Here is an 18,277-nt window from a genome sequence, read left to right as displayed (position 1 = left end):
TTGCATCGTTCTTTGTGTTTTCCGCGCGTCGGCGCCGGCAGCGACCGGACCCAGCCAGCGGCGAAAGAAGGAATTTGATGATGGCATCCGAGAAACTCTTTGGCCTGCACGCGACGGCACTCCAGCTACGCAGCCAGCGCATGATGATGCTCGCGTCGAACATCGCCAATGCCGCGACGCCGGGATACAAGGCGCGCGACCTCGACTTTTCCAAAGCGCTCGACCTGGCGCAGCAGGGCGGCTCGACCGCCGATGCGATGGCGGGCGCGATCGCGTATCGCGTCCCGGTGCAGGCCTCGCTCGACGGCAACACCGTCGAAATGGCGACCGAGCAGACGGCCTTCGCCGAAAACGCGCTCGCTTACCGGTCCAGCCTTTCGTTCCTCAGCGGCCGCGTCAACACGCTGACCCGCGCCATCAAGGGCGAATGACAATGAACGGGAACTTCTCGGTCTTTGACATCAGCGGCCGCGCGATGTCGGCGCAGCTTGTCCGGCTCAACACCACCGCATCGAACCTGGCCAACGCCGGGACGATCGCGGGCAGCGAAGCCGAAGCCTTTCGCTCGCTGAAACCGGTCTTTCGTACCGTGATGGACGGTCAGGGCCGCGCGACGGTCCAGGTCGATCAGGTGACGACGTCGAAAATGGCGCCATCCAAACGCCACGATCCGTCGAACCCCTTGGCCGACAAGGACGGCAACGTCTGGCAGGCGGCGGTCGATAGCGCCGCCGAGATGGTCGAGATGGTCGAGACCGCGCGCCAGTATCAGAACAATGTCCAGGTCCTCGAAACCGCGAAGGGCCTGATCAACGAAACCCTCAGGATGGGACAATAAAATGGCCGTCAACAGTATCACCAACGCCAATAATGTCGTGCTCCAGCCCAAGGGCGCCGGGCAGCAGATGGGGCAGGGCGATTTTCTGCGCCTGATGACCGCGCAGTTGTCGCAGCAGGATCCGTTCAACCCGGTCGATAACCAGCAGATGGTCGCCCAGATGGCGCAATTCTCCAGCCTGGCCGGGATCAGCGAAACCAACACGACGCTGCAGAAAATCTCCGAGCAGCTCACGGCGCAGACCCAGCTGCTCAAAGACATCAAGGCCGCCACCCCGGCGCCCGCACCCACCACCTAAGGAAGGATAAGCCATGTCATTCTATACCTCGCTTTCGGGCCTCAAGGGCGCCCAGACCGACATGTCGGTCATTTCGAACAACATCGCCAACGCCGGATCGATCGGGTTCAAGCGCAGCAAGGCGCAGTTCGGCGACATTTTTGCCTCGTCGCCGACCCAGTCGACCAAGATGATCGCCGGCCAGGGCCAGCGGCTCAATGGCATCACCCAGCAGTTCACGCAGGGGTCGTATGAATCGAGCGAAAAGACGCTCGACATGGCGATCGTCGGCGAGGGCATGTTCGTCGTGAAGGGCGATCCGCCGCGCGAGCAGGTGACCTACACCCGCAACGGCGCGTTCACCGCGACCCCCGACCGCAACGTGATCGATTCGACCGGTCAGAAACTGCAACTTCTGCCCGTCGACGCCAGCGGCAACGTCACCAACAATACGCTGGCGGGCGCGTTCGACTTCGTGCTGCCCGCCGGCGCGCCGAGCGATCCGACCGCGCAGCTGGTCAATGTCTCGATCGGCCTTGACGGGCTGGTCACCGCGACCTTTGCCAATGGCGAAGCGCAGATGCTGGGCAAGGTTGCGATGGCGACCTTCCCCGCGATGGAAGGGCTGCGCCCCGTCGGCGACGCGCATTGGCAGTCGTCGGGCGAAAGCGGCCCGCCGACGATCGACGCGGCCACCAACGGCCCGATGGGCGCGATTCGCTCGGGCGCGCTGGAACGCTCGAACGTCGATATCACCGAAGAACTGGTGATGCTGATCGGCGCACAGCGCAATTTCCAGGCGAACGCCAAGGCGATCGAGGGCGCGTCGCAGCTGTCGCAAACCATCATAAACATGCGTTGATCCAGCGCATTTAGCCGCCTGCCGGGAGCCTTCAGATGGACAAACTCATCTATACCAGCCTTACCGCGATGCGGGGCAGTCAGGCCCGGCAGACGGCGATCGCCAACAATCTGGCGAACGCGCAGACGCCCGGGTTTCGCGCCGACATGGCCGAAGCGCAGGCGCTATGGCTGAACGGCAGTGGGCTAGATGCGCGCGCCATGTCCTCGGAAGAGGTGATCGGCGCCGACATGCGCGCCGGCACGGTCACCGCGACCGGGCGCGATCTCGACATCGCGGTGCAGGGCGACGCGCTGCTCGTGGTCCAGGCGAAGGACGGCAGCGAGGCTTATACGCGGCGCGGCGACCTGCAGGTGTCCCCGAGCGGGCTGCTGACCACCGGCGACGGCCACCCCGTCCAGGGTGCGCAGGGTCCGGTGACCATCCCGCCTGCCGACGCGATCACGATCGACGTCGAGGGCCGGGTGTGGATCGTCCCCGCGGGCGGCGATGCCGAAAATCCGCAGGAGGTCGACCGGCTGCGGCTGGCGACCCCGACCGGGTCCGACATCGCCAAGGGGCTTGACGGCCTGTTCCGCGTCAAGGGCGACGGCATCTTGCCCGACGATCCCGAAGCACGGCTGATCACCCGCTCGATCGAGGGATCGAACGTCGCCGCCACCACCGCGCTGGTCGAGATGATCGAGGCGAGCCGCAGCTGGGATACCCAACTCAAGCTGGTCAGTGACGCGCGCGATATGGACAACGCGACCGCCAATTTGATGCAGCTTCCCCGTTAAGGAGACTATGAAATGAGCTTCGGTGCCTTGCACGTCGCGCGAACCGGTCTGGATGCCCAGGGCTTCCGGATGCAGGTTATCGCCAACAATCTCGCCAACGTGAACACCACGGGCTTCAAGCGCGACCGCGCCAGCTTTGAAACGCTGAGCTATCAGATGATGACCGCGCCGGGCGCGCCGTCGTCGGCCGAAAACCGTTATGCGACCGGGCTGAACCTCGGCACCGGCGTGTCGCTGGGCGGCACGTCGCGCATCGATACGCAGGGGACGTTCGCGACCACCGGCAACGCGCTCGACATGGCGATCGACGGCGCCGGATATTTTCAGGTCGAGATGCCCGACGGGCGCACCGGCTATACCCGCGCCGGCAATTTCGGCCGGTCGCCCGACGGCACGATCGTGACCTCGGACGGCAAGCCGCTGACGCCCGCGATCCAGATCCCCGAGGATAGCACCAATGTGTCGATCGGCGCCGACGGCACCGTATCGGCGACCGGCGCTGACGGGGCGCTGACCGAGCTTGGCCGGATCGAACTCGCCCGCTTTGCCAATCCGGCGGGCTTGCAGGCGATCGGCGACAATATGCTCGTCGAAACCGCCGCTTCGGGCGCGCCGCAGGTCGGCGCCGCCGGACAGGAAGGCCGCGGCAGTCTGCGCGGCGGGATGCTCGAGGGATCGAACGTCAACGTCGTCGAGGAACTCGTCGACATGATCGAGACGCAGCGCGCCTATGAGGTCAATTCGAAGATGATCCAGGCCACCGATGAGATGATGAAAAATGCCGCGCAGACGCTCTAATCTGACGATTGGCGTGGCCTTTGCCCTCGCGTTCGTGCCGGTTGGCGCGGCGGCGAAGGACAAATTGCCGCCCGACGCCTTTGCCGCGGCGACGCCGGTACCCCCGGCGCCGCTGCCCGGCAATGGCTCGATCTTTCAGGGCGGCTATACCCCGCTGACCTCGGGCGGCCGCGCCGGGCAGGTCGGCGACATCCTGACCATTCAGCTTGTCGAGCGCACCGCCGCAACCAAGAGCAATGCCGCCGGCACCCAGCGCGACGGCAATATCGGCCTGATCCCGCCGTCGACCGGGCCGCTGTCGCTGTTCAACCCCAGCGACATCGCGATGGGCGGCGGCCAGCAGTTCAAAGGGAAGGGCGACGCGTCGCAATCGAACGCGCTGTCGGGCGAGGTCAGCGTGACGATCGCTGCGGTCTATCCCAACGGCACGATGCTGGTGCGCGGCGAAAAGCTGCTCACGCTCAACCGCGGCGACGAACGCGTCCAGATTTCGGGCATCGTCCGCGCGATGGATATCAGCCCCGACAACCGCATCCTGTCGACCCGCGTCGCCGACGCCAACATCCGGTACGTCGGCAAGGGCGAGATCGCGCGCGCCAGCCAGCAAGGTTGGCTCCAGCGCTTCTTCTCGATCATCAGCCCGTTCTGAAAAGGATCTTATCCGTGACCCAGCGCCCCACCCTGTTTGCCCTGATCGCGCTCCTGATCGCCAGCCTTGCCTTTGCGGCGCCGGCGCAGGCGCAGCGCATCAAGGACATGGGCCAGTTTCAGGGACTGCGCGCCAACCAGCTCACCGGTTACGGCATCGTCGTCGGGCTGGCGGGAACGGGCGACGACAGCCTCGATTATTCGACGCTGGGGATGAAGGGCGCAATCTCGCGCTTTGGCCTGACCTTGCCGCCGGGGGTCAACCCGGCATTGAAGAACGCCGCCGCGGTGATGATCACCGCCGAACTGCCGCCCTTTGGCAAACCCGGCCAGCGCCTTGACGTCACCGTATCGGCGATCGGCAAGGCGAAAAGCCTGCGCGGCGGCACCCTTGTGCTGGCGCCGCTCTATGGCGCCGACGGCCAGATTTACGCGATGGTGCAGGGCAACCTCGTCATCGGCGGGCTGGGCGTCGATGCCGCCGACGGATCGAAGCTGACGGTTAACGTTCCGTCGAGCGGCCGGATTGCCGGCGGCGCCACGATCGAGCGCGCGGTCGACACGGGCTTTGCCACCGGCGACTGGCTGACCTTCAACCTCCACCAGTTCGACGCAACCAACGCCAAGCGCGTCGCCGATGCGATCAACGCGGCGATCCCGGGCAGCGCGTCGATGATCGACGGCGCCAGCATCGCGATCCGCGCCAGCGGCAATGGCGACGACCGGATGCGGTTGATGTCGCGCATCGAAAATCTGGGCGTCCAGCGCTCCGAACCGCCCGCCAAGGTGATCGTCAACGCGCGCACCGGCACCGTCGTGATCAACGGCGCGGTGCGCGTCGGCACCGCGGCGGTGAGCCACGGCAAGCTCACCGTGTCGATCAAGGAATCGCCGATGGTCGTCCAGCCCGCGCCGTTCAGCCGCGGCGAGACCGCGATCGAGCCGTCGAGCGAGATCGAGGTCGCCGAGGATTATCGACCCGCCTTTTTGATGAAACCCAATGCCTCGCTCTCCGAACTCGTCGACTCGATCAATCGCCTGGGCGTGTCGCCCGGCGACCTGGTCGCGATCCTCGAGGCGCTCAGCCAGGCCGGTGCCCTCACAGCAGAATTGGTGATCATATGACGATGCCCATTTCTTCGACCCCCGCAGCGCGATCGTTCGTGCCCGCCTCGGCCACCCCGACCCTTGCTGGCGGCGGCGGCGATGGCGGCCTGCGCAAGGCGGCCGAGCAGTTCGAGGCGGTGATCCTGCGCCAGTTGATGGCGTCAATGCGCCAGGCAAAGCTGGGCGACGACATGCTGGGATCGAGCGCGACCGACAATTTCCGCGAAATGGCCGACGCGCGCACCGCCGACTCGATCGCCGCGATGCGCCAATTCGGCATCGCCGACATGGTCGAACGCCAGTTCCGCGGGCGGCTCGGCGGTGCGGCGGGAGGCGTACAATGACCGACTTGCTTGGTATCGGCTACAGTGGACTCAAGGCTTATTCGCGTGCGCTGTCGACGGTCGGTGACAATATCGCCAACGCCCAGACGCCGGGTTACGCACGGCGGCGGCTCGACATGATGGAGCCGGTCAGCGGCAGCGATTCGCTGTTTTATCGCGGCAGCGTGAACCCCAGCGGCGTCGAGATCCGCGGCGTCAGCCGTTCGGTCGACGCCTGGCTGATCGAGGATTCGCGGATCTCGTCGGGCGATTCGGAACGGTCGGCGACCAGGCTCGGCTGGCTGGGCAAGGTCGAGGGCGCGCTGAGCGACGAGAGCAACGGCATCAAGACCGGGCTGACGAAGCTGTTCACCACCGCCGACCAATTGACTGCCGATCCGGCGAACCGCACGCTGCGCAGCCAGTTCCTGCAGTCGGCCGACGACATCGCATCGGGATTTCGCACGGCGGCGGGCCAGCTCGACAAGATGTCGGATGGCGTCGAGGGCGCCGCGGCGAGCACGGTCGAAGATTTCAACGCCAATCTGAACGCGCTCGAGCAGATCAACATCGGGCTGCGCAAGGCGCGACCGGGGTCGACCAATCAGGCGAGCCTGATGGACGAGCGCGATCGGTTGCTCGACAAATTGTCGTCGCAGGCGGGGGTCAGCGCGACCTTTGACAATAACGGATCGGTGACGTTGCGCGCCGCCGGGTCGGGCGACCTGCTCGTCGGCGGCGGCGGGGTGAACCCGATCGCGGTGACGGCGGCGGCCGACGGGCGCCTGTCGTACGGCGTCGGCGGATCGCCGCTGGCGATCGCGACGGGCTCGCTCGCGGGTTTGTCCGAGGCAGCCAACCATGTTGCCGACCAGCGCGCTGGGCTCGATACGATGGCAACATCGTTCGCGGCGCAGCTCAACACGGCGCATCAGGCGGGCACCGATGCCAATGGCAACGCAGGCCAGCCGCTGTTTACCGGCACCAGCGCGGCGACGCTGACCGCGAGCGCGCTGGCGCCCGAACAGGTCGCCGCCGCCAACGCATCGGGCAGCAACGGCAATATGCTGGCGCTCGGCGCGCTGCGCGGGGCGGGCGATCCCGAAGCGCGCTGGTCGGGGCATCTCGCGACGCAGGCGCAGACGACTGCGGCGGCGCGCGCGCAGGATGCCGCCGCGATGACCCGCGCCGATGCTGCCGCCGCGGCGCGCGACGGGGTGAGCGAGGTCGATCTCGACAAGGAAGCGGCCGAACTGCTGCGCTTTCAGCAAGCCTATCAGGCCGCGGCGCGCACGATCCAGGTCGCGCGCGAAACCATGCAAACGCTCTTGAGCTCGATCTAGGAAGGCGACGACGATGATTAACGCCGTGGGCAATCGCATGACGCGCGAGATCGCGCGCCAACAGAAGCTCGCTGACCAGATCGAGCGGACGCAGATCCAGATTTCGAGCGGCAAGCGGCTGCAGCGCATGTCGGACGACCCGGTGGCGGCGCGGCGGATCGAGACGATCGGCACGACGCAGGCCAGCATCACCGCGTGGAACAGCAATATCAATGCGGCGACCGCACTGGTGTCGCAGGCCGACGCGGCGCTGAAATCGGTCAGCAATCTGATGACCAGGGCGCGCGAGCTGACCCTCGCCGCGGCGAACGATACCGCAAGCCCCGCCGACCGCGCGACGATCGCTGCCGAACTCGGCACGATCGCCGACGAGATCGACAGTCTGGCGGCGACGCGCGATTCGAACGGCGAGCCGATTTTCGCTAGCGGCACGGCGCGCGTCATGCGGTTCGATTCGGACATCAGCTTTGCGCCGGTTCCCGCCGCCGCCGATGTCTTCGTCGTCGCGGGCAACAGCCTGTCGACGGGCATCCGCGATGCCGCGACCGCGGTCGCGGCGGGCAACAAGCCGGCGATGGGCACGGCGCTGACCGCGCTCGACACCGCGATCGGCCATGTCGCCGACCGGCATGCCGCGATCGGCCTGTCGGCGGCGCGGCTTGAGCGTATCGGCGACGGGCTGGCGGCGCGCGACATCACGCTCAAGGACGAACGCTCGTCGGTCGAGGATACCGACCTGTCGGTCGCTATTGCCGAACTCAACGCGCAGGATCTGACGCTCGGTGCCGCGCAGGCGGCCTTTGCCAAGATCAACCGCCAGACCTTGTTCGATATTTTGAACTGATCGCGCTCAATGTCGCGGCGCTGCTGCCGTTAAGCATATAGACGTCTCTTTTTTTGAGTTTGGGGCTTTTGGCCCGAATGGAGTTGCCCCCGCATGTTTCCCGCAATCGGCATCGTCGTACTGATCCTGCTGGTGTTCGGGGGCTTTGCGCTGACCGGCGGCAATCTTGGCCCCGTCATGCACGCGCTGCCGCACGAGATGCTGATCATCGGCGGCGCTGCGGTCGGATCGCTGATCATCGGCAATTCGGGCGCCGACCTGAAAGCGCTCGGCGGCGGCCTCGCCAAGGTGTTCAAGGGCCCGCAGTATAAGAAACAGGATTATCTCGACTGCATCCTGCTCGTCTCGACCTTGATGAAGATGATGCGGACCGAAGGCCCGGTCGCGGTCGAACCGCATATCGAGGATCCGAAAAACTCGACCCTGTTTCAGCAATATCCCAAATTGCTGAAGGACGACACGCTGGTCCATTTGATCTGCGACACGCTGCGCCTGGTCGTCGTGTCGTCGGGGACGCTCGATCCGCATGCGGTCGAGGATGTCATGGACGCGGCGCTCAAGAACCATCACCACCACGCGATCAAGCCCGCCGACGGGTTGCAGAATCTGGCCGACGCGCTGCCCGCACTCGGCATCGTCGCTGCGGTGCTTGGCGTGGTGAAGACGATGGGGTCGATCGACAAGCCGCCCGAGATCCTGGGCGGCATGATCGGGTCGGCGCTGGTCGGCACCTTCCTTGGCGTGTTGCTCGCCTATGGCCTTGTCGGCCCGTTCGCGACGCGCGCGCGCACCGTGATCGAAGGCGATGGCGCCATCTACCACACGGTGAAGCAGCTGATTATCGCCTCGCTCCACGGCCATCCGCAGCCGCTGGTGATCGAGGCGGCGCGTTCGGGGGTCGAACATTCGAACCAGCCGAGCTTCGCCGAAGTGTTTGACGGAATGCGCGGTCGTTAAGGGTCGAGACCCACTATTTATGGGTCCGAGGTTTGAAGCGATTTTGTTCAGGGCAAGGAAGCAAGGCGAAGCAATATGACGATATTTCAAGACTTGCTGACGCAGCCCTGGGCAAAATCGGTCAAATCCCGCAGGGACGCCGAAATGGCTTCGATCTCAGGCCCGCGCGGCCTTGCGGGTAGCGATGCTACCCGCTGCATCCGCCCGGACCCGATATCTTCGCCATTTCGACGCCTCGGACCCATAAATAGTGGGTCTCGACCCTAATGGCCGCGCGTCCCAACCTGCCGCGGCCGATCATCGTCAAGAAGATCATCGAGGCCCCGCACGCCGGCCATCACGGCGGGGCGTGGAAGGTCGCCTATGCCGATTTCGTGACCGCGATGATGGCCTTTTTCCTGCTGATGTGGCTGCTCGGCGCGACGACCGAAAAACAGCGCAAGGCGCTCGCCGACTATTTCGCGCCGACGATCGTCCAGTCGAAACAGGACACCGCGGGGTCGAACGGCTTTTTCGGCGGCGATTCGCTCGTCGCGGCCGACAAATATCCGCATGGCGCGGCGCAGACCGGAACCAAATCGATGACGATCCCGCGCGACGCCACCGGCGGACCCAAGGAAGCATCGGGGCGCGAGCGCGAGCGGCTGAAGTTCCAGCGCGTCGCCAAGGCGCTGACCGAACGGGTGCAGGCCAAGGGCGAACTCCGGCGCTTTGCGCGCAACCTGCGTTTTACCGAAACGATCGAAGGGATGCGCATCGACGTGATCGACGACGCCGATTTTTCGATGTTCGCCATCGGCACCAGCCAGCTGACCCCCGCCGGTGTGCGGCTGTTCGGCGAAATCGCCGGGCCGGTCGCCGAAATGCCCAACCAGGTGATGGTGCGCGGGCACACCGACGCCGCGCCCTGGTCGGCGAAGTCGGGCACCAACAATTGGCGCCTGTCGGTCGACCGCGCCGAGGTCACGCGCCACTTTCTGGAGTTTCGCGGGGTCGACAAGACGCGCTTCCAGCGCATCGAAGGCGTCGCCGATCGCGAGCCCTATGTCCCCGCCGACCGATTCGATCCGCGCAACCGCCGCATCTCGATCACGCTGGGCTGGCGAACCGCTGCCGAGAATTAGTGCCAGTTTGGCAGCATATCGGATCGTTAACGACGCGATTGCGTGCCCAATACATCCAATCTGGCAATAATCCTTTGTTTTGAATGGGTTATGCGCAAGTGGATAATCTTTTGTTTACCACTTTCGTCAATCTCTGGGTCCATCGAAAAGGCGCCGAATTGGGGGGCGCGGTGGAGACCGAAATGACCGTGGGGCACAACAACAACGCAGCGCTCGAGACGCTGATCATCGGCAGCAGCGCGGCCGCCGCGCAGCTGCGCGACATGATCCGCCGGGTGGCGCGGTCGAACGCTTCGGTCATGCTCTGCGGCCCTTCGGGTTCGGGCAAGGAACTCGTCGCCCGCGCGATCCACGACGAAGGCGTCCGCTCGGGCAAGGCCTTTTCCGCGATCAACTGCGGTGCGATCCCCGGCGACCTCATCGAATCCGAACTCTTCGGGCATGAAAAGGGCAGCTTCACCGGCGCCCACGCCCGCCGTATCGGCCATTTCGAAGCGAGCGAGGGCGGCACGCTGTTCCTCGACGAAATCGGCGACATGCGGTTCGACATGCAGGTCAAACTGCTCCGCGTGCTTGAAGAACGGACGATCGTCCGCGTCGGTAGCAGCGATGTGAAGGCCGTCGACGTCCGCGTCATTTCGGCGACCCACCAGGATCTCGGCGCCGCGATCGCCGATGGCAAGTTCCGCGAAGACCTGTTCTTCCGGCTCGGCGTGGTTGTGCTCCAGGTCCCCAGCCTGGCCAGCCGCGTCGAGGATATTCCGGCGCTCATCCGCCACTTCCAGCGCAAGATGCCGGGCGAGGCCAAGTGCCGCTTCGACGCTGATGCGATGGCGTTGCTGATGCAGCACGGCTGGCCGGGCAATGTTCGCGAACTCAGGAATTTCGTCGAACGCGCCAGCGTGCTGCACGGCGGCGAAACGCTGGGCGCCGATGATGTTGCCATTCTTTTGAACCCCACCGCAGCGCTTCGGCCGCGGCAGGCTGTCCCCAGCAGCCCCGCCGCGGTCGAAGCCAGCGCGGACGAATCAACCCCGGCCATGCCGTTCGGCAAGGCGCCGGCGCCGGGCCGCCCGATCGACCTCAAGCGCGAGATCGAAACGATCGAGCTTGAACAGATCCACGTCGCGCTCGACCTCGCCGACGGTATCATTTCCGAAGCCGCGCGGCTGCTGACGCTGAAGCGCACGACGCTGATCGAAAAGATGCGCAAATATGGGGTTCAGCAGCAGGCCGCCTGACCGGCGCCCGCGACAAGAGTTTCAGCACCCGCTGAAAAAAGGGGGGCTCTGGTCCGCCCCCTGACCACCCGGCCGCCCGTCCCCACCTAGGGCGGCCGGGTACCCAGCGGGACCCAAGTAATACGGCATCGGCCCGTGCCCCGCCCCTGGGACGCGGGCCGATCCTGTATTCGGAGCGGAAGAAACGGGGTTCAGCGAAGCTGGCGCCAGGCCGCGCTCACCGTCATCACGCCGTCGAGCAGGTCGGCCAGCGCTTCGCCGTCGTTTTGCGCGACGGCTTCGTCGAGCTTGCGGCGCATGCTGCGATAGACGCGCGACAGCGCCGCGGCGACGTCGCCGCCGGCATCGCGGTCGAGCCCGGCGTCGAGCCCGATCAGGATCGCACGGGCGCGGTGCGCGGGTTCGGTCGCCGAAATGCGCTGACCCTGTCGCACCATCGATCCGAGCACGCCGATCGCGGTTTCCAGCTCGTCATAAAGCATCGTCACCAGCTCGATCGGGTCGGCGGCGGCGGCGCGACTTTCGTGCTGCAAGCGGCGATAAAGCCCGGTCGCCCGGACGGTCGAGGCGGTAGCGGTCACGGTCGGCACCCTTAGTCGTTACCCTGGTTGGACCAGAGCTTGATCTGTTGTTCGAGATAGGTCTGCGTCGCCTTGAACGCCGCGAGCTTCGCGTCGAGCGAGCCATATTGCTTCTCGAGCCGGGCGCGATAGGCGTCTTCGCGCATTTCGATCGTCTCGAGCTGGTCGGCGAGCGTTTCCTTGCGGCTGTTGAGCGATTTGGTCACCCGGTCGATCACCCCGTCGGTCGCGATCGCCTTGTCGCGGATCGCATCGAGGACAAAGGCGATACCCGGGTCGCTCGTCTCGGTGCGGCCGCCGTCGCGGCGCGGGTTGAACAGCGCTTCGACTGCGCCGGCGTCCGCCGCCAGAACCTTTGCCAGCTTGGCTTCATCGACCGCGAGCAGGCCGTCCTTGGTCGTCGAAACGCCGATGTCGGTCAGCTTGTTGATGCTACCGTGGCTGGAAATGACGGTGCCGATCAGGCCCGACAGCTCGCGTTCGAGTTCGCGCAGCGACGTCGTCGATCCCGACAGGCCGACGGCCGACGACAGGCTTTTTTTGAGCTGGTTATAGACCGAGACAAAGTCGCCGACGGTCTGCTTGATCATATCGAGCGGGCGGCTGGCGCCGATGTCGACCGGCTGGCCGGGGGCCGCCTTTTTCAGGGTCAGCGACATCCCCGGGATCACGTCGTCGATGGTGTTCGACGCACGGCTGAACGCGACACCGTCGATGGTGAATGCGGCGTTGGCGGCGCTCTGGCCCACGGTCATGCCGCCGCCCGCGCCATAAGCGAAAGCGGAGAGGCCCGGATCGGCGCCGGCATCGGCGGCGAGTGTGAAGGCGTTGGCGGCGCCCGACGGACCCTTCAGGATCAGGCGGTGGCCCCCTTGATCGGCGATGATCGACGCGGTGACCCCGCCGCCGCTCGAATTGATCGCACTGGCCAGCCCGTCGAGGCTGTTGTTGCTGGCGCCGATGGTGATCGTTTTGGCGACCCCGCCGACGGTCAGCGTCATCGTGCCGGTGCCGATCGCGGCGGTGCGGTCGGCGACGACGCCCGAATAGGTGCTTTGGGCGCGCGCCAGCTGGCTGACGACGACGGTCGCCGCAAAACTGTCGGCGTGCAGTCCGGCGCGCGCGGTGGCGCTCAGCACGCTGTCGTCGGATACCGTCGGGGTGCTGCGCAGCGTCCCGTCGCTGATCATCTGGCCCAGCGAATCGGCAAAGCCTTCGAGATCGGATCGCGCCTGTGCGAGCGCGCTGATCCGGGTCTGGTTCTGCTGGGTCAGCGTATTGATGCGCGCCACCTTGGGCTCGCGCGAGGCGGCGGCCAGGTCGGTGACCAGCTGCTTGGTGTCGATGCCCGACCCGAAGCCCAGGCTGTTGACGATAGAGGTGACCATGGCGAAATATCCTTCGCACCTGTTAACGGCAGCGCGCGGACGATTTTAAGCCTGGCGGCGCCCGTCGGGGTCGAACCGGTGGGTCGGCGGAATATCGACCACCGGCTGCGCATGACCTTCGGCGACCATGCGTTCGAGCTGGAAGACAAAGGCGAGCACGGTGGCGACCGCGACGAACAATTCGTCAGGGATCACGCGCCCGGCGCGTGCGGTGAAATAGATCGCGCGGGTCAGCTGCGGATATTCGAGCAGCGGCACATTGGCGCCGCGCGCCAGCTCGCGGATCGACAGCGCGACATCGCCGCGCCCGCGCGCGACAACGACCGGTGCGGCATCGACGCCGGGGCGATAGCGCAGCGCGACCGAAAAATGGGTGGGGTTGGTGAGCACGACGGTCGCGTCGGACACCGCCTTGCGCGCCGAACCGCTCAGCATTTCGTGCGCGCGCTGGCGCTGCGCCTGCTTGAGCTCGGGCGCCCCGTCGGACTGGCGCATCTCTTCCTTGATCTCCTGCTTGCTCATCATCAGCCGCTTGTTACGCTGGAACCATTGCACCGGGACGTCGATCAGCGCGATGACAACCAGCCCGCCGGCGAGCACCAGCATCGCGTGGCCGATCGCCTGTCCGGCGAGGTCGATCGCCGCGAGCAGGTCGGCCTGCGCCATCGTCATGATCGCGGGCAGGCTGCGCCCGACCAGCCAATAGCCGATGGTGCCGAGCAACAGCACTTTCGCGAGCGCCTTGCCGAGTTCGGTCGCGCCCTGCAGCCCGAACATGCGTTTGAGCCCAGTCAGCGGGTTCATCCGGTTGCCCTTGAAGTGCAGCGCCTTGCCGCGCCAGCCGAACGAACCGAGCAGCGCCGGTCCCGCGACCGCGGCGCCCAGCGCGAGCGCAAACAGGCTGGCGAGCGGCAGCAGGATTTCGACCCCGTTGCGCATCAGCGCCGCGGCGGGCGCGAAATCGCTGACGTCGGCGGCGCTCAACGTCAGCCCGCGGCGGACGAGGTCGCTGGCGGATTGTACGAACCAGCCGCCCGCCGCGACGATCCAGCCCGCGGCGGCGAGCATCATCAGCGCGGTCGCCAGCTCGCGCGACATCAGCACATCGCCTTCGCGCGCCGAATCGCTCAGCTTTTTGGGGGTTGGCTGTTCGGTCTTCTGGTCCTGCTCGGGCTTGCTCGCCATCGCGTCAAAGCCCCGCTAACATCCGCGCGCCGTCGAGCGCGTCGGACAATATGCGGACGATCGCTTCGGCCATCGCCGGGGTCGCGACGCCGAGCAGGACGATCCCGGCGAGCAAGGTCGCGGGAATACCGACCGCGAACAGGTTGAGCGCCGGGGCCGAGCGGCCGATGACCCCCATGATGATCTGGACCAGAATCAGGACGAAGCCGACCGGCATGGCGATCGTCAGCCCGGCGGCGAACATCAGGCTGCCGAACCGCAGCAGCCCGCCGATCGCGTCGAACGAGGGAAAGGCGTTGCCGGGGGGCAGCGCGACATAGCTGTCGACGATGATCCCGATCAGCACCAGATGGCCGTCGGCGGCCAGGAACAGCGCGGTCGCCAGCATCGAGAGGAACTGACCGATCGCCGAACTCGATGCGCCGCTGAGCGGATCGACCATCGAGGCGAAGCCCAGCCCCATCGCGTTGCTGATCGCTTCGCCCGCGAGCAGCGCGGCGGCGAGCCCCATCTGGAGGATGAAGCCGATGCCGAGCCCGATCACGACCTCGCCGATGATCAGCAACAGGCCGGGAACCGAGACGATGCCTTCGGGGGGCAACACCATGCCCGATGCCGCCACCGCGGGGACGCCGACGGCGAGCGCAATTACCAGCCGCAGCTGGATCGGCACGCTGGTCGCGCCGAACACCGGCGCGGCGATGAACGCGGCGCCGGGGCGGATCATCGCCAGCATCCACAGCTGGAGCATCGCCTCGATATTCGGGATGTCGGCGGGGTTCACGACCGGTTTAGCGCACCAGCGCCGGAATCTGCGCGAAAATGTCGCGGGTGAAATCGGTGAGCAGCACCAGGATGCTGCCGCCAAAGATCGCGAGGCAGATCGCCGCGACGATCAGCTTGGGGACAAAGGTCAGCGTCTGTTCGTTGATCGACGTCGCCGCCTGGACCATGCCCAGCAGCACCCCGATGACGAGTACTGGCAGCAGCAGCGGCGCCGAGGCGAGCGCGAGGATCCACAAGGATTGCTGCGCCATGCCGATGAAATAGTCGGTTTCCACGACGCTAAGTCCCGAACGAGGCGGCGAGCGAGCCCATCGTCAGCGCCCAGCCGTCGACGAGCACGAACAAGAGCAGCTTGAACGGCATCGAGATGATCGTCGGCGACAACATCATCATACCGAGCGACATCAGCGCCGAGGCGACGATCAGGTCGATGACGAGGAAGGGCAGGAAGATGAGAAAGCCGATCTGGAACGCGGTCTTGAGCTCGCTGGTGACGAACGCCGGGAGCAGGATCGAGAACGGCACATCCTTGGGGCTGGCATAGGCCGGCGCCTTGGCGATTTTCGCGAACATCATCAGGTCGGTCTTGCGCGTCTGCGTCATCATGAAGCCGTGGAGTGCGACCCCCGAGCGCGACACGGCTTCGCCGATGTCGATCTGTTCCTGACCGTAAGGTTCGATCGCGACGCGGTTCACCTCGCTGATCACCGGCTGCATCACGAACAGCGACAGGAACAGGCTGAGGCCGACCAGCACCTGGTTCGGCGGCGTCTGTTGCAGGCCGAGCGCATGGCGCAGGATCGACAGCACGATGATGATGCGGGTGAAGCTGGTCATCATCAGCAGCAGCGACGGCAGCACCGTCAGCAGGCTCATCAGAACCAGGATTTGCAGCGACAGGCTGAGCGGGCGGCCGTCGCCGCCGATGTCGTTCACCGCGCGGCTGAGGCCGTCGGCAGTCTGCGCATAAACCGCGGGTGCGGCGCAGAGCAGCGCGAGGCCGCCGATCAGCGCCGCGGCGCGCAGCCCGGTTTTGCGATCAATCTGCATGGAAGTCGCCCTGGCTATCGTCCGCAATGCGGGTGATACCATTGCGCGAGACCGCAACGAGGATCCGCTGCCCGGCGAATTCGACCACCGCGAGCTTCGATCCCGGGCCGAGCGGCAGCACATCGACCATTTCGACGGCGCGCGTTTTCGCGGCACCGCCGACCAGCGGCACGCCCATCTGGACGCGCTTCCACAGCCACAGGCTGCCCCACGCCATGCCGCCAATGATCGGCAGCATGATGAGCAGGCGCAGGATATATTCGAACATCAGCCTCTCCGCTCAAAGCCTTCGAGGCCGCGCGCCGGGGCGACGACTTCGGCGACCTGGATGCCGTAACGGCCATCGACGCTGACGATCTCGCCTTTCGCGATCAATGTGCCGTTGGCGTAGATGTCGAGCAGGTCGGTGGCGGCGCGGTCGAGTTCGATCACGCTGCCCTCGTCGATCGCAAGCAGTTCGGCGAGCGTCATCGAGGTCGACCCGACCTCGACCGACACGCGCAGCGAAACCCCGGCGAGCAGGTCGAAATTGGGCGCCGCGGCGATATTGCGGTTGTCGCGGCGGTCGGCGCGGGGCGCCGTCGGGGCGTCGCTGAGATCAGTCATGGTTCGGTCCTTTTTCGATATGTTCGATCATGATGGCGGCGTTGCCATTGGCTTCGCCGATGCTGCCGACCGCAAAGCTGCGGCCCGCGACGGTCACCGGCACATGGCGCGGCATGCCGAGCGGAATGATGTCGCCAACCTCGAGCGCGAGCAGCTTGACGAGGCTGATTTCGGGGCGCGCCAGCACCGACCGGACGGGCAGGCGGACATCGCGCAGCGCCTTGTTGAGCGCGCCCGCCCACACCGGATCGGCGGCGCCGGGCATTTCGGGTGCCGGTTCGGCCCCGGCGATGCCGCGCAGCGCGGCGAGCGGATAGGCGCAGGCGATCGTCCGCCCTTCGAACGGCGCGCCGCGCAGGATGAAGCGCTGCACGAACAATTCGTCGTCGGCGCGTACCGCGGCGAGCTTGGCGGGATCGCCGGTGACGCAGTCGAGTTCGGGCTCCATGGCCAGCTTGTCGCCCCATGCCGCGGCGAGTTGCAGCCCCATGTCGCGGCCGAGCCGGGCGGCAAAGCGTTCTTCGGCATCGGTCAGCTCTTCGCGTTCGGCGGCGAGGCCGCCCTTGCCGCCATAGAAGATGTCGACGAGCTGGAGCAGCAACGGCCGCGGCGCGGCGAGCAGCACCGGGCCCTTCAGCGGCGGCGCGTGATAGCGCCAGAAAAGCGCCGGGGCGGCCGAGGCGCTCCAGTCGGCGAAGCTGATCGTTTCGCCGCCGGCGCGCTCGACCTGGATCGCCGGAACGCCGAGCGCGCGGATCAGGTCGCGCAGGCTGCGCGCAAACTGGACCGCGACGCTGTCGAGCGCCGGAAAGGCATAGCTGTCCGCCGCCTTGCGCAGCAGCAGCGACGCCTTGGCGTCGGCCGCCTCGGTGGTCGGGGCGGCGGGCGGCTTCACGGCTTTGACGGATTTTTCGCGAACGCTCACTGGATCACCAGGCTCGTGAAATAGACATTGTCGACACCACCAAAACCTTCTTTCTCGCGCAGCACATCGTTGATCGCAGCAGTCAATTGCCGCTGCAGTCGTTGTTTCCCCTGCGATGTCGAGAGCAGCGCCGGATCCTGTTCGGCGAGCACCATAAGCACGACCGAGCGGATCGGCACCGCCTGCCGTTTGATATTATTGATAACCTTGCCGTCATAGAAGGTCGAAAGGCTGATACCCACCTGCAGAAAGCCCGATCCGTCGGCGAGGTTCGTCGTGAACGCGTCGGTGATCGGGTAATAGGTGATTTCATATTTGCGCGGGTCGACCTTGAACTTGTCGTTGGGCACCGACACGGTGCCGACCTTGGGCGCGGCTTCCTTGTCCTCGCCTTCGGCGGCGGGGGCTTCCTCGCCTTCGCTGCGCACGACCAGCTTGGGATAATGATCCTCGGGTTTGGCCTCGTGCGCCGACAGCGCGCCGAAATAGATGCCGGCGCCCGCACCCGCGCCGATCAGCGTGATCGCGCCGACGCTGATGAACAGCAGCTTCTTGAGCTTGCCCTTCTTCTTGGGCGCGGTTTCGTCTTTATCCTTGCTCATGCTTCTACCCTTT

24 protein-coding genes are annotated in these 18,277 nt (G+C 66.0%); 14 read left to right on the top strand and 10 right to left on the bottom strand.

The annotated features are described in order from the left end of the window. Positions 1 to 80 precede the first annotated feature (80 nt). The 14 genes from flgB (at position 81) to ACTIFP_RS01895 (ending at position 11,141) form a co-directional block, all read left to right on the top strand. Complete coding sequence (flgB, locus tag ACTIFP_RS01960) at positions 81 to 431, top strand: flagellar basal body rod protein FlgB (RefSeq protein ID WP_408021885.1); 351 nt, start codon at positions 81 to 83, stop codon at positions 429 to 431. After that, entirely contained in the window at positions 428 to 838 is a 411-nt protein-coding gene (gene flgC / locus ACTIFP_RS01955; RefSeq protein WP_439567039.1) for a flagellar basal body rod protein FlgC, read from the top strand. The genes flgB and flgC overlap by 4 nt, the downstream gene beginning before the upstream one ends. Position 839: 1 nt before the next feature. Then, positions 840 to 1,136 carry a flagellar hook assembly protein FlgD gene (locus ACTIFP_RS01950; protein ID WP_439567038.1) on the top strand — a complete coding sequence of 99 codons (297 nt, stop codon included), beginning with the start codon at positions 840 to 842 and terminating at the stop codon, positions 1,134 to 1,136. A 13-nt stretch (positions 1,137 to 1,149) separates the two neighbouring features. Then, a complete protein-coding gene (locus ACTIFP_RS01945; RefSeq protein WP_439567037.1) occupies positions 1,150 to 1,977 on the top strand; it encodes a flagellar hook-basal body complex protein in 828 nt (275 codons plus the stop codon). A 35-nt stretch (positions 1,978 to 2,012) separates the two neighbouring features. Continuing rightward, on the top strand, positions 2,013 to 2,756 hold the full coding sequence (locus ACTIFP_RS01940) for a flagellar basal body rod protein FlgF (protein WP_439567036.1): 744 nt from the start codon (positions 2,013 to 2,015) through the stop codon (positions 2,754 to 2,756). A 12-nt stretch (positions 2,757 to 2,768) separates the two neighbouring features. After that, positions 2,769 to 3,554: a flagellar basal-body rod protein FlgG gene (flgG, locus tag ACTIFP_RS01935; protein WP_439567035.1), complete on the top strand. Its 786-nt coding sequence runs from the start codon at positions 2,769 to 2,771 to the stop codon at positions 3,552 to 3,554. Continuing rightward, positions 3,535 to 4,203 carry a flagellar basal body L-ring protein FlgH gene (locus tag ACTIFP_RS01930; protein WP_439567034.1) on the top strand — a complete coding sequence of 223 codons (669 nt, stop codon included), beginning with the start codon at positions 3,535 to 3,537 and terminating at the stop codon, positions 4,201 to 4,203. Before flgG ends, ACTIFP_RS01930 begins: the two co-directional genes overlap by 20 nt. 14 nt (positions 4,204 to 4,217) lie before the next feature. Next, entirely contained in the window at positions 4,218 to 5,327 is a 1,110-nt protein-coding gene (locus ACTIFP_RS01925; RefSeq protein WP_439567033.1) for a flagellar basal body P-ring protein FlgI, read from the top strand. Further along, complete coding sequence (locus ACTIFP_RS01920; protein ID WP_439567032.1) at positions 5,324 to 5,653, top strand: rod-binding protein; 330 nt, start codon at positions 5,324 to 5,326, stop codon at positions 5,651 to 5,653. Before ACTIFP_RS01925 ends, ACTIFP_RS01920 begins: the two co-directional genes overlap by 4 nt. Beyond that, positions 5,650 to 6,975, top strand: a complete 1,326-nt coding sequence (gene flgK, locus ACTIFP_RS01915; protein WP_439567031.1) for a flagellar hook-associated protein FlgK — start codon at positions 5,650 to 5,652, stop codon at positions 6,973 to 6,975. The genes ACTIFP_RS01920 and flgK overlap by 4 nt, the downstream gene beginning before the upstream one ends. 13 nt (positions 6,976 to 6,988) lie before the next feature. Further along, positions 6,989 to 7,819, top strand: coding sequence for a flagellin N-terminal helical domain-containing protein (locus tag ACTIFP_RS01910; RefSeq protein ID WP_439567030.1), 831 nt, complete (start codon positions 6,989 to 6,991; stop codon positions 7,817 to 7,819). A 93-nt stretch (positions 7,820 to 7,912) separates the two neighbouring features. Beyond that, positions 7,913 to 8,776, top strand: a complete 864-nt coding sequence (motA, locus tag ACTIFP_RS01905; protein ID WP_439567029.1) for a flagellar motor stator protein MotA — start codon at positions 7,913 to 7,915, stop codon at positions 8,774 to 8,776. Between the two features lie 266 nt (positions 8,777 to 9,042). Next, positions 9,043 to 9,900 (top strand): flagellar motor protein MotB, encoded by an 858-nt coding sequence (locus ACTIFP_RS01900; protein ID WP_439567028.1) that lies wholly within the window; start codon positions 9,043 to 9,045, stop codon positions 9,898 to 9,900. A 182-nt stretch (positions 9,901 to 10,082) separates the two neighbouring features. Further along, a complete protein-coding gene (locus tag ACTIFP_RS01895; RefSeq protein WP_439567027.1) occupies positions 10,083 to 11,141 on the top strand; it encodes a sigma-54 interaction domain-containing protein in 1,059 nt (352 codons plus the stop codon). 191 nt (positions 11,142 to 11,332) lie between these two features. Here the strand turns inward: ACTIFP_RS01895 and fliS are convergent, their stop codons facing one another. From fliS to ACTIFP_RS01845, 10 genes are read right to left on the bottom strand one after another with little or no spacing between them, the layout of a single operon-like run. Continuing rightward, the gene (fliS, locus tag ACTIFP_RS01890; protein WP_439567026.1) at positions 11,333 to 11,722 is read right to left on the bottom strand and encodes a flagellar export chaperone FliS; all 390 of its coding nucleotides are present in this window, start codon (positions 11,720 to 11,722) and stop codon (positions 11,333 to 11,335) included. Positions 11,723 to 11,733: 11 nt separating this feature from the next. Further along, positions 11,734 to 13,110, bottom strand: a complete 1,377-nt coding sequence (gene fliD / locus ACTIFP_RS01885) for a flagellar filament capping protein FliD (protein WP_439567025.1) — start codon at positions 13,108 to 13,110, stop codon at positions 11,734 to 11,736. 45 nt (positions 13,111 to 13,155) lie between these two features. Further along, positions 13,156 to 14,295, bottom strand: a complete 1,140-nt coding sequence (flhB, locus tag ACTIFP_RS01880; RefSeq protein WP_439567024.1) for a flagellar type III secretion system protein FlhB — start codon at positions 14,293 to 14,295, stop codon at positions 13,156 to 13,158. Positions 14,296 to 14,299: 4 nt separating this feature from the next. Next, on the bottom strand, positions 14,300 to 15,079 hold the full coding sequence (gene fliR, locus ACTIFP_RS01875) for a flagellar biosynthetic protein FliR (RefSeq protein WP_439567023.1): 780 nt from the start codon (positions 15,077 to 15,079) through the stop codon (positions 14,300 to 14,302). Between the two features lie 7 nt (positions 15,080 to 15,086). Beyond that, positions 15,087 to 15,332, bottom strand: coding sequence for a flagellar biosynthetic protein FliQ (locus tag ACTIFP_RS01870; protein WP_439567288.1), 246 nt, complete (start codon positions 15,330 to 15,332; stop codon positions 15,087 to 15,089). A 28-nt stretch (positions 15,333 to 15,360) separates the two neighbouring features. Next, positions 15,361 to 16,131 (bottom strand): flagellar type III secretion system pore protein FliP, encoded by a 771-nt coding sequence (gene fliP, locus ACTIFP_RS01865; RefSeq protein WP_439567022.1) that lies wholly within the window; start codon positions 16,129 to 16,131, stop codon positions 15,361 to 15,363. Then, positions 16,121 to 16,399, bottom strand: a complete 279-nt coding sequence (locus ACTIFP_RS01860) for a flagellar biosynthetic protein FliO (RefSeq protein WP_439567021.1) — start codon at positions 16,397 to 16,399, stop codon at positions 16,121 to 16,123. Before ACTIFP_RS01860 ends, fliP begins: the two co-directional genes overlap by 11 nt. Further along, entirely contained in the window at positions 16,399 to 16,737 is a 339-nt protein-coding gene (fliN, locus tag ACTIFP_RS01855) for a flagellar motor switch protein FliN (protein ID WP_310087510.1), read from the bottom strand. Before fliN ends, ACTIFP_RS01860 begins: the two co-directional genes overlap by 1 nt. Next, the gene (locus tag ACTIFP_RS01850) at positions 16,730 to 17,662 is read right to left on the bottom strand and encodes a FliM/FliN family flagellar motor switch protein (protein WP_439567020.1); all 933 of its coding nucleotides are present in this window, start codon (positions 17,660 to 17,662) and stop codon (positions 16,730 to 16,732) included. Before ACTIFP_RS01850 ends, fliN begins: the two co-directional genes overlap by 8 nt. Further along, positions 17,659 to 18,264, bottom strand: coding sequence for a flagellar basal body-associated FliL family protein (locus ACTIFP_RS01845; RefSeq protein ID WP_439567019.1), 606 nt, complete (start codon positions 18,262 to 18,264; stop codon positions 17,659 to 17,661). Before ACTIFP_RS01845 ends, ACTIFP_RS01850 begins: the two co-directional genes overlap by 4 nt. Positions 18,265 to 18,277 lie beyond the last annotated feature (13 nt).

Origin of the sequence: Sphingopyxis sp., from assembly GCF_051861155.1 — a bacterium.
Taxonomy (GTDB): Bacteria; Pseudomonadota; Alphaproteobacteria; order Sphingomonadales; family Sphingomonadaceae; genus Sphingopyxis.
The sequence above is the reverse complement of the archived record's forward strand: the minus strand, read 5'-3'. Positions and strand labels throughout refer to the sequence as shown.